13 protein-coding genes are annotated in these 14098 nt (G+C 43.0%); 9 read left to right on the top strand and 4 right to left on the bottom strand.

The genetic code is table 11. From position 1 onward, the window contains the following. Positions 1-50: 50 nt before the first annotated feature. The gene (locus T487_RS0102120; protein WP_031573436.1) at positions 51-938 is read right to left on the bottom strand and encodes a DegV family protein; all 888 of its coding nucleotides are present in this window, start codon (positions 936-938) and stop codon (positions 51-53) included. Positions 939-1121: 183 nt separating this feature from the next. Here T487_RS0102120 and smpB point away from each other — a divergent pair, with 183 nt between their 5' ends. Together smpB and proC are read left to right on the top strand one after the other, a co-directional pair. Then, entirely contained in the window at positions 1122-1595 is a 474-nt protein-coding gene (gene smpB / locus T487_RS0102115; RefSeq protein ID WP_031573434.1) for an SsrA-binding protein SmpB, read from the top strand. Between the two features lie 26 nt (positions 1596-1621). Further along, a complete protein-coding gene (gene proC / locus T487_RS0102110) occupies positions 1622-2428 on the top strand; it encodes a pyrroline-5-carboxylate reductase (RefSeq protein WP_031573432.1) in 807 nt (268 codons plus the stop codon). Positions 2429-2528: 100 nt separating this feature from the next. On the opposite strand, the gene T487_RS0102105 is transcribed toward proC, so the two are convergent. Continuing rightward, positions 2529-4349, bottom strand: a complete 1821-nt coding sequence (locus T487_RS0102105) for a flavocytochrome c (protein ID WP_031573429.1) — start codon at positions 4347-4349, stop codon at positions 2529-2531. Between the two features lie 170 nt (positions 4350-4519). On the opposite strand from T487_RS0102105, the gene T487_RS0102100 reads away from it, so the two are divergent. Beyond that, positions 4520-5116 (top strand): TetR/AcrR family transcriptional regulator, encoded by a 597-nt coding sequence (locus tag T487_RS0102100; protein WP_143004569.1) that lies wholly within the window; start codon positions 4520-4522, stop codon positions 5114-5116. Between the two features lie 63 nt (positions 5117-5179). Here the strand turns inward: T487_RS0102100 and T487_RS0102090 are convergent, their stop codons facing one another. Both T487_RS0102090 and nfsA read right to left on the bottom strand, forming a co-directional pair. Next, positions 5180-6094, bottom strand: a complete 915-nt coding sequence (locus tag T487_RS0102090) for a hypothetical protein (protein WP_031573424.1) — start codon at positions 6092-6094, stop codon at positions 5180-5182. An 88-nt stretch (positions 6095-6182) separates the two neighbouring features. Further along, positions 6183-6920 (bottom strand): oxygen-insensitive NADPH nitroreductase, encoded by a 738-nt coding sequence (gene nfsA / locus T487_RS0102085; RefSeq protein ID WP_031573422.1) that lies wholly within the window; start codon positions 6918-6920, stop codon positions 6183-6185. 120 nt (positions 6921-7040) lie between these two features. Between nfsA and T487_RS0102080 the strand changes: the two genes are divergently transcribed. The 6 genes from T487_RS0102080 to T487_RS0102055 all read left to right on the top strand — a co-directional run bounded on the left by T487_RS0102080 (position 7041) and on the right by T487_RS0102055 (position 14097). Then, complete coding sequence (locus T487_RS0102080) at positions 7041-7994, top strand: Gfo/Idh/MocA family protein (protein WP_162178209.1); 954 nt, start codon at positions 7041-7043, stop codon at positions 7992-7994. 38 nt (positions 7995-8032) lie between these two features. Beyond that, positions 8033-9154 carry a GNAT family N-acetyltransferase gene (locus T487_RS0102075; protein ID WP_031573417.1) on the top strand — a complete coding sequence of 374 codons (1122 nt, stop codon included), beginning with the start codon at positions 8033-8035 and terminating at the stop codon, positions 9152-9154. A 138-nt stretch (positions 9155-9292) separates the two neighbouring features. Beyond that, the gene (gene pepF / locus T487_RS0102070; RefSeq protein WP_031573415.1) at positions 9293-11113 is read left to right on the top strand and encodes an oligoendopeptidase F; all 1821 of its coding nucleotides are present in this window, start codon (positions 9293-9295) and stop codon (positions 11111-11113) included. Positions 11114-11129: 16 nt separating this feature from the next. Then, entirely contained in the window at positions 11130-11936 is an 807-nt protein-coding gene (locus tag T487_RS0102065; protein ID WP_051651434.1) for a mechanosensitive ion channel family protein, read from the top strand. A 222-nt stretch (positions 11937-12158) separates the two neighbouring features. Continuing rightward, the gene (locus T487_RS0102060; protein ID WP_031573409.1) at positions 12159-12410 is read left to right on the top strand and encodes a (2Fe-2S) ferredoxin domain-containing protein; all 252 of its coding nucleotides are present in this window, start codon (positions 12159-12161) and stop codon (positions 12408-12410) included. Next, on the top strand, positions 12397-14097 hold the full coding sequence (locus tag T487_RS0102055; RefSeq protein WP_031573406.1) for a [Fe-Fe] hydrogenase large subunit C-terminal domain-containing protein: 1701 nt from the start codon (positions 12397-12399) through the stop codon (positions 14095-14097). The genes T487_RS0102060 and T487_RS0102055 overlap by 14 nt, the downstream gene beginning before the upstream one ends. Position 14098 lies beyond the last annotated feature (1 nt).

The following is a 14098-nucleotide window of genomic DNA, read 5'->3' as shown; positions in this document are numbered from 1 at the left end:
CGAAGAAGGGACAGAATGCGTATGCTGCATTCTGTCCCTTCTGTAGTATATTATGATGGCTGTTGAGGTTCCCTGTCCCCTATGAAGGTAAGACCGATCATACCAGGTCCGGTATGGCTTCCGATGATAGGCCCAATCTGTGTCATAATGACCTCTTTCACATGAAGTTCATTTTTCAGTTTCGATGAAAGGAATTCTGCGTCTTTTAATGAATCACCGTGTCCGATGATGACCACCTGGTTTTCGGGAGTTTCAATGGAGGTTTTCATTTTTATGATCAGTTCAGATAGAGATTTCTTTCTGCCCATGACCTTTCCGAGATTCACAAGCTTTCCTTCCATGTTCACGCTAAGGATGGGTTTTATGTTCAGTGCTGTACCGATATTTGCGGAGAGTGCGCTGATTCGGCCGCCTCTTTTCAAATGCATCAGATCCTCCACTGTAAACCAATGACAGATCTGCTTCTTATTCTCCTCTAGCCACACATAAAGCTCCTCATGAGTCAAACCTTGCCGTTTTTTCAGTACCGCGTGGTAGACAAGGAGTCCCTGTCCGATAGAAGCAGCGATAGAATCCAAAACCAGAATTTTACGTTCAGGATAGAGTTCTTTCAGTTCTTCGGCTGCCATTCTGCTGGCATTATAACTGCCGCTGAGTGCTGAAGAAAAAGATATATGAAGTATATCTTGGCCTGCCTTCAGATAGGGTTCAAAAACACCCATGAACCTTGCAGTGTTGATCATGGAAGTGCTGGATACTTTTCCTTCTCGTAAACTCCCATAAAAAGATGCTGTTTTTTCGCCTTCATCCTCAATATCCTGATGATGACTGACGCCATCCAGAATATATTCCATTGGGATAACATGAACGTCAAGTTCCCGTATGACAGTGGATGGAAGATCACAAGTAGAATCGGTTATGATTTTATAATTGCGCATAAATACTCCTTTTATGAAATAATAAGGATTCTTCCTCTAAAAGATAATAATACCATTGAATTATAGAGAATATACCCCAAAATTAGCTTAAAATTTCCTGAACAGTAGCAGTATGGGCAACAAAGATAGGCAAGTAAATGGAACCTGTGATAAAATAGGGGTTGAATACGAGGTGACGATGGCATGGATAAAAAAGAACGAAAAAACAGGACCCTTGCTGAGAACAGAAAAGCCAGACATGATTTTTTTATTGAAGAAGTCTATGAAGCTGGTATTGAGCTCATTGGTACAGAAGTGAAATCCATCAGAATGGGCAAAGTAAATCTGAAAGAGAGCTATGCTGAAATAAAAAATGGAGAGATGTTTATTGTAGGAATGCATATTTCGCCTTATGAAATGGGCAATATCTTCAATGGGGATCCTCTTAGAGACCGAAAACTTCTTCTGCACAAAGAAGAGATTCTGAAGCTTCAGCAGTTAAGTCAAAGGGATGGATATACACTGATTCCCTTGTCCCTTTATCTCAAGAATGGCCGTGTGAAGCTCTCTGTTGCTGTGGCAAAAGGAAAGAAGAACTACGATAAGCGTGATGCGCTTCTTGAGAAGGCACACAAACGAGATGTGGACCGTGAAGTGAAAGAACGAAACAGAATGTGATTTTCAAAGTTCAGGAGGCAATATATATGGAGAAAACCATAGGATTTATCGGTTGTGGAAATATGGGGAAAGCCATGGTAAGAGGATTCATAGAAAGTGAGTTCGCTTTGCCCCAAGGAATCATTGTGTCCACACAAAGGGAAACGACCAGAGAAAACATCAAAGAAACCTTTGGGGTGCGGGTCACAGAGAAAAATGAGGAAGTAGCAAAGGCGTCGGATATTCTTTTCTTCGCAGTGAAACCATATGCATATGAAACTGTGATGAAAGAATCAAGAAGCGCTCTAAAGGATGATGCGCTGATCATTGGCTTGGCTGCAGGTATCACCATCGACAAAATGAAAGAGTATCTGGGGCAGGATCGGAAGATTGTAAAGATTATGCCCAATACACCAGTTGCGGTATCTGAAGGGGTCATAGCAGTCAGTTTTTCAGACAGCTTGACCGCTGAAGAAAAGAGTCAAGTAACAGAGCTTTTGTCCGTGATGGGGAAGGTGTCTGTCATTGAAGAAAAACATATGGACGTCATCACTGGCATTGCAGGTTCTTCTCCTGCGTATGTATACATGTTTATTGAAGCCATGGCAGATGCGGCGGTGAAAAACGGGCTGCCTCGAAAAGAAGCTTATGACATTTCTGCTCAGGCGGTACTTGGTGCTGCGAAAATGGTGCTGGAGACAGGGATCCATCCCGGGATCCTCAAGGATATGGTCACATCACCTGGTGGTACGACCATTGAGGCGGTTACAGTTCTGGAAGAAAAAGGACTACGGCATGCAGTAATTTCGGCGGTGGATGCCTGTGTGGATAAATCAAGAAAAATGAGCAAATAAAGAGTTGAAGAGTTTCCTTGGAAGCTCTTTTTTTATTGGAATAGAAATAAAAAAGAAGAGATGAATGATCCATCCATCTCTTCTAAGAATTATCTTTTCATTATTTTCCTTCTGAGGCAGCTGTAGCACCAGCGATACGTCCAAAGGTATGAACATCAGCCAGGGCATTTCCACCTAAACGGTTGGCGCCATGGATTCCACCTGTGACTTCACCAGCTGCAAAAAGCCCCTTGATGATTTCACCATTCTGGTCCACCACTCTGGTTTCAGGAGTGATCTTAATACCACCCATGGTGTGATGTACAGTAGGAACACGCTTACCGGCATAGAATGGAGCGGTATCGAGTTTATCCATGAACAGTGTTCTTCCGAATGCATCTTTTGCACCATCAACAGATGCATTGAAAGCTTCTACGGCTTTCACAAGATTCTCAGGTTCAACACCGATCTGTTTTGCAAGATCTTCCAACGTATCCGCTTTATATGCTCTTCCTTCTTTTACAAGGGAATCTATGGTTTCATTGAAGTTGTTTACAGTATCGCCAGTGGGATAAGAATGCTGATCGACGATGACCCACATCATGGAGTCGCTCTGTTCCATCAGTGCCTTGGTCATTACATCTCTTCTAGCACCTTCATCGACAAAACGGTTTCCTTCCGCATTGACGAAAATTCTGTTTTCCACACCTTGCTCGATATTTCCAGAAAGGCTTCCTGTGACAGGATCTCCCATGGGAAGCAGCTGGATGTTTTCCATCTGAACAATGGATGCGTTGACTTTCTCCGCCATGATGATTCCATCACCAGTGGCACCTCTGTGGTTGGTGGTCTTGATGTTGGTAAGCTTTGGCCAGATGGTGTTATACTGGTCTCTCATTTCAACGTTTGCACCAAATCCGCCTGTGGCGACAATGACTCCATTCTTCGCATTTACAGTGATCTTTCCGTTCTTTCCTTCAGCGAGGAAGCCAGTAACAGCACCGTCAGCATTTACAAGAAGCTCTTTTGCCTCCACTTCAGTCAGAACTGTAATGTCATCTTTATGTTCATTGATATAGTTCATGAATGTGTTGACATAACCAGTACCCAGTGGTTCCACAGGCTTGTGTGAACGGGGCCATAGTGCTCCAAGCACAGTGAATACTTTGTCTGTAAACTTCATGCCAAGTGACTCCAGCCATTCTATTGTTGGATAAGCATTTTCGACCAGAACTCGAACCAGTTCTGGATCGCCCTGTTTGTCTCCGCCTTCATAGGTCTGCTGGAAGTGCTTTTCCACAGAATCCTCAATGCCTTGTTCAGACTGTCTTTTTGGGTCGACAGCGTTAAAAGCTGAACCTGAGATGATGGTATTACCGCCAACGTTTGGCATTTTTTCTACAAGCAGCACCTTCGCGCCATTCTGATGTGCCGAAACCGCAGCGGCTAAACCAGCACCTCCACCACCAATGATTGCTACTTCTGTGTCAAACTCCTGGTCTTTTTTCTCTACTTCTACAGTCTCTTTGATTTTTAATTTTTCAACATCTGCACCAGCCTTCACAAGGGCAGCCTCAAGTGCAGCCAAAAATCCTTGAGAAGAATAGGTTGCTCCGCTGACCAGGTCCATGGACAAGGAAGCTTTTTCAAGAGCGGCTTCCGTGAGTGTTGCCACAGCCTTATCTCCTAGCCCCTCAGTTTCTGTGTGTTCTGATTTGATTTCAAGAATGTTGTTCTCATCGACGGTTACTGTTAGGGTAATATCCCCATGATACCCTTTAGCAGTTCCTTCATAGGTTCCAGGTGTAAACAGGCCCTCCCCGATGGTTGAAGGTGTTTCTGGTGTTTCTGGAGCAGCAGGTTCTTTTGTGCCACAAGCTGCAAATGATATCGAGAGCAGCAGCAGTAAAGCGGCAGTGACTTTTTTACCAAGCTTTTTCATAATTTTCCCCTTCCTATTATGATAATATTTGAACGAACACATTCGGTGAATAAGTTCATTTAAACCATATCACAAGGTTAAAATATTATCAATAATTGACAAAAGATAATAATTTCTTGGAGTAGTCTGAAAGTTTGGGGTATAATGTTTTCAGATATGGAGGGGATATTGTGAAAGAAACCAGAGGAACCACAAGACAGGAAAAAGCATTGGAGACAAAAGATAAAATCTATGAAGTAGCCATGAAAAAATTCATCACAAAAGGGCTTGAACATACTTCCATTTCCGAGATCTGCAAAGAGGCGGGGGTTTCCATAGGTTCTTTCTATACCCATTTTGAGAATAAGGAAGGGGTCATTTATGAAACATTCCGACGGGCGGATCTGAATTTTGAGCATTTTCTTCATGAGGACAGAAACAGCCAGAATCTTTACGAGCTGCTCCTGGAATACATGGAGTATTATGTCAATTTTGTTTTGACCCATGATTTTGAGTTCATCAAACGATTCTACAATACAGGAAATCATTACTTCGTAAAAGGAAAACGTCCCATGCAGGATGTCCTGAAAACCATACTGGTGAACCGTCAGCCTAAACTTAATGAGTACTATGTGAAAAACACCGATGATGTGGTAGACATGCTCTTTATGACCTCACGAGGGATTATTTTTCATTGGTGTCTGAAAGAGCAAAGTTTTGATCTTCAGGAAGTGTCCAGAAAGCAGATGGAGATGGTTCTAAAGAGTGTTCTTCTGGAAGTGGAATAAGTATAAAGAACATAAAAAACATAAAAAAGAAGCTCTTTCCGTGGATATGGAAAGAGCTTCTTTTTAGTCTGCCATGTTCAGTCCCTCAAAAAAGTCTGTGGAGAATCCGCTCTCCTCCTGGTCAAGGATCATACCGAAGTCTTTGATACGGAACCATGATATTTCTCCGTCCTCATTTCGGATTGATACCCAGGTTCGGTTGTCTGTTTCCAGTAAAACAGCTTTCTCACCAGGCTGAAACTCATAAGCTTCTGTGAAATCAGACCTGCTGACCATGGTTTTCAGCTTTTTCAGAAGAGTGACTTTAGTTTCCATAGGATAGAGATCTTTTTCCACATGTTTCAGATCTGTAGGAGAAACAAGAAGATACTCATCCTCATAGAAGAATGTCTGCATCACCTGACCCCGGGAGAGGGTAGAGACTCTACCGTCTCCATGAACAATGAGCTTTCCGCTCATATCTGAATTTGGGATTTCCCCAAGAAATCCTTCCAGTTTTGATAGCACTGTGAGCTTTCCATTCATGTATCGGTAGAACACTGTGGCGTAATCACTGCTGGGCCCTTCCTCACTGACTGCAATCTCCAGAAGATTGTCTGTGGCGAGAAGATCTGTCACATGAAAAAAAGGACTGATCATTTCGCCTTCGTAGGACAGTGCTTCTTCGTTGACATAGAGCTCATAGGAGATCACTTCGTCATAATAGGGGTTGATGGCGGTTCTTAAAGAAATTGTATCTTTGATGCCGTCTCCGTTCAAATCTGCTTCAGTGTAATACTCCTTGTCAAACCCGTCCATCTGAAGATCGCGGCTTTCTACAACGATCTCCTCTAAAATCCCACCTTTTCCGCCGTTGTCAGTCTCTACTGGAGTTTGGGGGGGTTCTTCTACTTCATCAGGCGATTCCAGATTGGCACAACCGAAAAAACACATCAGAAACAGAGTCATGAGAAAAGGTGTAAACAGGGAGCGTTTCATGGGGGTTCACTCCATTCGTATTTGATAGGTTCATCATACTCTTTTCGTTTGGAAGTCGGGTGACAAAATGATGAAAGTGAAGAGGGTCTTATTTCATGTTCAGCTTCTGTTCTGAAAGATAGGCTTTCATATGGGGGCGTAAGGGTTTTGAGAACATTCGGGCCAACTGCTGCGTATAATTATCGGACCGGTTCAGGCTGCTTCTCTTGCTGTAGTACTCGGAAATGGTCTGATCATACTTTTCCAACAGCTGAACTTCACCACCATTCTGATAAGTATCTGTTTTCAGAACCAGCTTGACTGGGAGCCTGGGTTTCTTTTCGTTTACGGATGCGGGATATCCTAGGCACATGCCAAAAAGAGGATAGGTGTGTTCAGGAAGTTCTAGTAATTCAGAGACGATGCGGGGATTGTTCCGAAGTGCGCCGATGTATACACCTCCAAGACCCATGGACTCTGCAGCGATCATCAGGTTCTGTGCCATGAGCGCTGTATCCACGGTGGCAATGATAAATGCTTCTGTCTGGCCTTCCTCCATTTTCTCCCCATGGAGCGTGGAGCACAGACGGGCACGTTCCAGATCTGCCACAAACACAAGGAAAACTGGTGATGTTTCCACATGATTCTGATTACCGGCAATCTCAGCCATGATTCTACGTTTTTCAGGATCTTTCACCTGAATCACAGTATAGGCTTGCACAAAGTTTGAAGAAGCTGCGCTTTGACCAGCTTCTATGAGTTCAGTCACAGTATCATCACTTACAGGATACTCCTTGAAGTTTCTAATGCTTGTGTGGCTTTTCAGAAGTTCAATGACATGATTCATAAACATACCTCCAGGTTTTTCTTCTATTGTATCATAGTATAGGCTATTTTGAGTTTGGGTGTATAATAGAGATATATGACGGTTTAGAGTGAACACCAGAAAATGCAGGAGGTGGATTGTTTGGAAAAATTAAGGTATGGGATAATGGGCACGGGTAGAATTGTGGATCGTTTTGTTTCAGCTGTGCGGACATCTTCAGAAGGGGAGATTTATGCCATCTGTTCCCGGACAGAGGAAAGTGCAAGAAGGAAAGCTTCTGAGCTTCATATCACTACATGGTATGGGTCTTATGAGGAGCTGGTGGAAGATCCGGAGGTGGATGTGGTGTATGTGCCGACCATCAATTTCATGCATAGAGAACATGCGCTTCTCGCCCTTAGACATGGAAAACATGTGGTGGTGGAAAAGCCCATGACTCTTTCCCGGAAGGATACGGAAGAGCTGTTTGAGGAGGCAGAGAAAAGAGGAAGGTTTATCATGGAGGCGCAGAAATCATTGTTTCTCCCTGTAACCCAAAAAGTCAAAGAGTGGCTGGAAGACGGAAAAATCGGTAAGCTGAATCTTATGGAATACGATATTTTTGTTCCGGATGTTTCTTTTCAATGGTTTTACCATCGGGACAAGGGGGGAGGCGCTCTCTTAGGCAGCGGAAACTATATCTTTTCCCATGCCATGTATCTGGAGAAAAGTGACCTGGTGGAGCTGAAAGGTCAGGCGGTCCTTGGGGATGAAGTGGATCTTCAGTGTACCTTTCTGATGAAATTCGACGATGAGGTGCTGGCTTCCTGTAAGATTTCCACCATGGCCAAGGGAGAAAGCCGATGCGTTCTTTATGGTGCTGAGGGAAAAATCTTTATTAAAGATTTCTGGAAGGCCAGGGAAGCATTGCTTATATACAGGAGTGGAGAGGTAGAGAAAATTGAGTTTCCAGAACCTTTTGAGATGGTCTATGAAGTAGATCACATCAATGCTTGTATAAGACAGGGACTTCTCCAGAGTCCGGTGATGAATAAAGAGATGTCTATGTGCTGTGCCCATTATACAGATCTCTTGTATGAGGATTATTACAGATAAGGTGCTGGGTTTCTTTGAGGTGATTGGAGGGGACGGAAATGGTTCATGTCAGGAAGATACAAACAAGAAGAGAGATTCGTGATTTTGTGATGCTGCCTTTTCAGCTTTATAAAGAAGATTCTTCATGGGTACCACCGTTGATTCATGAGATGAAGAACCTTCTACGAGGAAAGAACAACAGCCTTTTTAAAGCAGGTCCCCACGAGGCTGTCGTGGCCTATAAAGATGGAGCACCTCTAGGGAGGCTGCTTGTGGGCATCAACGAAGAGCTGAACCAGTATAAAGGAATCAAAGAAGGATATATCGCGCTTTATGAATGTATGGAGGATGAGGAAGTCTCATCCGCACTGCTCCAGTTTGCAGAAGAATATCTGAAAAGCCATGGAATTGAAAAGGTGAAAGGCCCCTTGTCTGTACCTGGAGGGGATGATTACAGAGGGTTTATCATAGATAATTTCAAAGATCCCACCTATGTGATGAATACCTACAACAAGAAGTACTACAATGACCAGTTTCTGAAGGCTGGGTTCATCAAGTACTTTGATTGTTATGCTTATGAGGGGAAGTTTACCATGGAGGATAAGGAGAGGCTGGAAAAACTGGTGCCTTACGCCATGAAGCGGTATGGATACACGGTGGAGCCATTGAATCTCAATGATGTGGAGAATGAAATGAAAGATATCAAGAAAATCATTGAAGAAGCCATGCCTAAGGACTGGGACGATTTCATGCCTCCGACAGAAGAAGAGATCCGGATGATTAAAAAGCAGCTGGTACCATTTGCAGATCCCGATTTTATATACATCGCCAGAGACAAGGAGAGGAATCCCATTGGATTTGATATCGCTTTGCCCGATTACAATCAGGTGCTGGCCAGGATGAAAGGAAGATATTTACCTTTAGGGTTTCTGAAGTTCCTTTATTTCAGGAAAAAGATTGATGCACTCAGGATATTTGTGCTTTTTGTGACGCCTGAGTACCGGAAAAAAGGGGTTACCGCGGCTATTTATTATGAAGGACTGAAAAAAGGCATTGCAAGAGGTTTCCGTAAAGTGGAAGGAAGTACGGTGTGGGAATATAATAGGCCTATGCAGAATGATGCCTTCGGATTCACGGGGGATCCTTATAAAACCTATCGTATTTATCAGAAAGAGATTTAGTGGAGTAGTGCAGCTGACCTTTTTGGTTTTCTATATCATGTGAGAAACTAGCTTGTTTTTTTTATATTCTGTATTCCTCTTGTAAGAATATAAGAGTATTTCAGGTATACTGATAAAAAACAAACTCAGGAGGATTGTATGGATAAAAAAGTGATTTTACGAAGTGAAGCAGATGCGTCTAAAACATGGGATTTAAGAGGCATATATGAAAATGAAGACCGTGTTAAAGAAGCGGAAAAGGCTCTTTATGAGAAATCCATGGAGCTGGAGAAAGATTTTAGGGGGAAGCTTACATCTACTCCATCCATCAACCTGTGTCTTGATGGATATCGGGAAGTGGTGGAACTTGCTGGTTTGATTTCAAGCTTCCGCTTTCTGGCAGTTAGTGTAGATATGACTGATCATGAGAATCAGGGAAAGAGCGTGGAGGCAGCGAATCTAATTTCCGATGTGATGGCGAGGCTGTCCTTCATTCAAGGGGAGATTCTCATGAATGAGGAGTCCGTGCTGATGGATGCAGCGAAGACAAGCAGGGAGAATCAGCATTTTCTGGAGGATCTTCTTCGGGAGAAACCTCATGCTCTCTCCATAGAACTGGAAAGAGCTCTTGCAGTACTTTCTCCGGTGATGAACTCACCCATGAGCATTTACAATAAAGCCAAGCTGCAGGATATGGATTTTGGCAGCTTTGACGTAGAGGGGAAGAGCCATCCATTGAGTTTTGTGCTTTATGAAAACCATTATGATTATGACAATGACAAGAAGATCAGAAGAGCCGCATTTTCTGCATTCACCAAGAAGCTGAAGGAGTATGAGAATACAGTTGCGGGTGTCTACCAGACCCAGGTACAGAAAGAAAAAGCGCTGTCAAAACTGAAGGGATTTGAATCAGTGATTGATTACCTTCTTTTTGATCAGAAGGTTACCCGGGAAATGTATGATAGACAGATTGATGTGATCTATAAAGAACTTGCTCCTCATATGAGAAAATATGCAAAACTTTTGAAGAGAATTCATCGCTTGGAGGAGATGACCTTTAATGATCTCAAGCTTTCTGTGGATCCAACCTTCGAACCGCCAATCACAGTGGAGGAGTCCAAAAAGTATGTGATGGAAGGGTTGAAAATTCTTGGAGAGGACTATCTGGAGATGATCGAAAGAGCTTTTGGAGAAAGATGGATCGATTTTGTTCAGAACAAGGGAAAATCCACGGGCGCATTCTGTTCCAGCCCCTATGGCAGGCACCCATATATACTCATTAGCTGGACAGAAAGAATGCGGGAAGTTTTTGTTTTGGCGCATGAACTTGGCCATGCAGGACATTTTTACCTGTCACAGAGCCATCAGAATATTTTTGATGCGCGGCCTTCTCTCTATTTCATCGAAGCACCATCCACCATGAATGAAATGATCATGGCAAATCATCTGCTGACAACCAGCCAGGACAAGCGGTTCAGAAGATGGGTCCTGTCCTCAATGATATCCAGAACCTATTATCATAATTTTGTCACACATATGCTGGAAGCGCATTATCAAAGGGAAGTGTATAAAATCATTGATGCAGGTGGAAGCCTCAGTGCAAAAAAACTCAATGAACTGAAGAAAGCCACACTGGAGGGATTCTGGGGAGAAGACGTTAAAATCCTGGAAGGTGCTGAGAATACCTGGATGAGACAGCAGCATTATTATAAGGGGCTTTATCCTTATACGTACAGTGCAGGTCTCACCATAGCCACTGAGGTATCTGGCAGAATTCTAAAAGAGGGGGCTTCCGCGGTGGAGGACTGGAAAAAAGTGCTTCGTGCTGGTGGAACCAAAGATCCTGTGGAACTTTCAAAGATGGCAGGAGTGGACATCACAACAGAGCAACCCTTAAAGAATACCATTGCTTATATTGGCAGCATCATTGATGAGATTGAAGAGATCACCAATGAGCTTGAACATGAACTTGAAGAATGATACGGAGGAATGACGATTGTTTGAGAAAATGGAAGAACTGCTTATAGAGTATGGCTTAAAGCTATTGGTCTTTCTTGTCGTGCTTTTTGCTGGATGGAATTTAGCGAAGTATTCTGTACGTCTGCTGGAAAAGAATCTGAAAAAAAGTAAAATCGATGTCTCTATCCATGGATTTCTGTTAACCATGGCAAGTTTTCTTCTGAAATTTGTGGTGCTGATTACCAGTGCGAGGATTCTTGGCGTGCCCATAACCACATTCATCGCCATGCTTTCCGCAGCGGGGCTCGCTGTAGGACTTGCGTTAAAGGACAGTCTCTCAAATTTTGCGGCAGGAATTCTGCTTCTTGCGACCAGGCCCTTCAGCGTGGGAGATTTTATTGAGTCGTCTAGTGTTTCGGGAACGGTACTTTCCATTCAGATTTTATATACTGCTCTGAATACTGCAGACAATAAAAGAGTGATGGTGCCTAACAACCATCTGGCTACCTCGCACATCATCAACTACAGTATAGAACCTTACAGACGGGTGGATAAAATCTATTCTGTGGCCTATGGCACAGATGTGAAGAAGGTAAAGGAAATTCTCATGAACATTGCCATCGCCAATGAAAAGATACTGGAAGACCGTGGAGTGATGCTTGGGGTATGTAAGCATAATGAGTATTCTGTGGACTTTGATCTTAAAGTCTGGGTCAAAAGAGAAGATTATTTTGAAGTTTCCTACGGGCTGAATGAGACTGTGATTCAGGTGTTTGAAGAACAGAGCATCAAGATTCCCTACCCTCTTCGTGAAATCAGGATGCAATCTGAAGAAAAGAAGTAAGAGAATAAATGAAAAAAAGAGGAGCGGACGCTCCTCTTTTCATGTAATGATCAGAATCAACAAGCATGTGCGGTGCTAATTAATAATGAATCTAATATAATAATAGTTTTTAGATAATGGTTTGTCAAGAGATTTCAACCCAGATAAAGTTGTTAAAAAATTAACCAAATGCTATAATTTGAGTTATGGATGACGAAACCTGGTGCTGAGAGGTGAGGAAGGATGAAGATTGAGATATGTGTGGGCAGTTCCTGTCATGTCCGTGGTTCTTATGAAGTGGTTAAAAATGTAGAAGCTTTTGTGAAAGATCAGGAGTTAGACCATGAGATTGAACTGAAAGGATGCTTCTGTATGGGACACTGTACAGAGGGTGTCAGTGTAAAAATTGACGGTGGAGTTCTTCAAGTTTCAGAGGAGAATGTAGTTGAACTTTTGGAAGAAAAACTTCGGGAGAGAAAAAATGCAGCTGATTAATTTTACAGAAGCCAATTGCAAAAACTGTTATAAGTGTGTTCGGGCCTGTCCTGTGAAAGCCATTAAGTTTCAGGATCACCAGGCCATCATTGATGAGGAGAGATGTATTGCTTGCGGGCAATGTTTTCTTGCGTGTCCTCAAAATGCCAGAGATATTCAAAGTGATTTGGATGTGGTGATGAATGCACGCAAAGCAGGGAAAAGAATGGTGGCACTCATTGCCCCATCCTTTACCGGATTCTTTGAAAATCCAGGCGGTTTTGTGGAGGGCTTGAGAAGATTTGGATTTCAGCAAGTTGCTGAAGTATCTCTAGGAGCACAGCAGGTCACAGAAAAATATAGAGAATTTATTTCAGAGATGGAACCGAAGTATGCCATTTCCAGCTGCTGCCCAACGGTGAATCTTCTCATAAGACGATATTACAAAGGGGTTGCCAAGTATCTCCTGCCGTCGGTTTCGCCGATGATGGCTACCGCAAAAGCACTGAAAAACAAGGAGCCTGATTCATTTACTGTGTTTATCAGCCCTTGTCTCAGCAAGAAATGTGAACCATTCATGTTCGGGCAGGAGGGATATGTGGATGCGGTTCTGACTATGGACGAGATGGTGTCGCTGTTTCATAAGGATCAGCTGCAAGTGGAAAATCTTCCTTACTCCGCTCCAGATTATTTTGGTTCAACAAATGCGAGAAGCTATCCTGTGAAGGGAGCCATAGGAGAAGGCTTTCATGAAACCCTGATACAACATGGATACGATATTCTGCATGTGGAAGGGATTCTACAGGTGAGAGAGGTGCTTGATGAGATCGAAAAAGGTGCTCTTGACCCGTCCTTTCTTGAACTCAATGCCTGTCATGAATCCTGCATTTCAGGTCCATGCGTACCAAAGAAAACATGGAGTACATATAAGAGAAAACAGCTTGTAAAAAAACACGCAAAGGAAGGCTGGGAAAAGGAAACAGAGGTTTTAACGTTTGAGGGATGTGATCTTCACTACTCCTATAAGGAGAATCTGTTCCAGAAAAAAAGTTTTACGGAAGAGGAGATCATCAGAACTTTAGCCAGGATGGGAAAGACAAAGAAAAAAGACGAGCTGGACTGCAGTGCCTGCGGATATGACAGCTGCAGAGAGAAAGCTGCAGCGGTTCTTGAAGGTATGTCTGATGTGGAAATGTGTATGCCATTCATGCGTACAAGAGCAGAGCACATGAATGATATCATATTTTACAACTCACCCAATATCATTTTTATTCTGGATGAGGATTTATGCATCTGTCAGATGAATCCGTCCGCAGAAAAGACATTCGAGGAAAAATCAGAGCATTTACGTTATATGCCTATTTCTGTACTTCTTCCGGATGAAGGAATCCGAAAAGTTATGGATACCGGAAAGCATGCTCTAAATAAACGAATCAGTTATCGGGAGCATAATCTTGTGGTGATGCAAAGTGTGATTCATCTTCCGAAAGACAATCAGCTGCTCATCATTATGTCAGATATTACAGAGGAAGAGAGACGTAGAAAAGAGCTGAATCTTATGAAAGAGCAGACTGTGGAGATTACAGGAAAAGTGATTGAGAAACAGATGAGAGTAGCTCATGAGATTGCCAGCCTTCTGGGGGAAACCACGGCAGAGACGAAAATCGCTCTCAACCGTCTCAAAGAACTTGTGATGGAGGACAGGTGAG

The organism is Proteiniclasticum ruminis DSM 24773 (genome assembly GCF_000701905.1).
In the GTDB taxonomy this organism is placed as follows: domain Bacteria; phylum Bacillota; class Clostridia; order Clostridiales; family Clostridiaceae; genus Proteiniclasticum; species Proteiniclasticum ruminis.
This window is presented reverse-complemented; position numbering and strand designations above follow the sequence as displayed.

Excerpts from the sequence above, each read along its gene's own strand:
- T487_RS0102120 (WP_031573436.1), bottom strand. The coding sequence starts at position 938 with ATGCGCAATTATAAAATCATAACCGATTCTACTTGTGATCTTCCATCC.
- smpB (WP_031573434.1), top strand. The coding sequence starts at position 1,122 with ATGGATAAAAAAGAACGAAAAAACAGGACCCTTGCTGAGAACAGAAAA.
- proC (WP_031573432.1), top strand. The coding sequence starts at position 1,622 with ATGGAGAAAACCATAGGATTTATCGGTTGTGGAAATATGGGGAAAGCC.
- T487_RS0102105 (WP_031573429.1), bottom strand. The coding sequence starts at position 4,349 with ATGAAAAAGCTTGGTAAAAAAGTCACTGCCGCTTTACTGCTGCTGCTC.
- T487_RS0102090 (WP_031573424.1), bottom strand. The coding sequence starts at position 6,094 with ATGAAACGCTCCCTGTTTACACCTTTTCTCATGACTCTGTTTCTGATG.
- nfsA (WP_031573422.1), bottom strand. The coding sequence starts at position 6,920 with ATGAATCATGTCATTGAACTTCTGAAAAGCCACACAAGCATTAGAAAC.
- T487_RS0102075 (WP_031573417.1), top strand. The coding sequence starts at position 8,033 with ATGGTTCATGTCAGGAAGATACAAACAAGAAGAGAGATTCGTGATTTT.
- pepF (WP_031573415.1), top strand. The coding sequence starts at position 9,293 with ATGGATAAAAAAGTGATTTTACGAAGTGAAGCAGATGCGTCTAAAACA.
- T487_RS0102060 (WP_031573409.1), top strand. The coding sequence starts at position 12,159 with ATGAAGATTGAGATATGTGTGGGCAGTTCCTGTCATGTCCGTGGTTCT.
- T487_RS0102055 (WP_031573406.1), top strand. The coding sequence starts at position 12,397 with ATGCAGCTGATTAATTTTACAGAAGCCAATTGCAAAAACTGTTATAAG.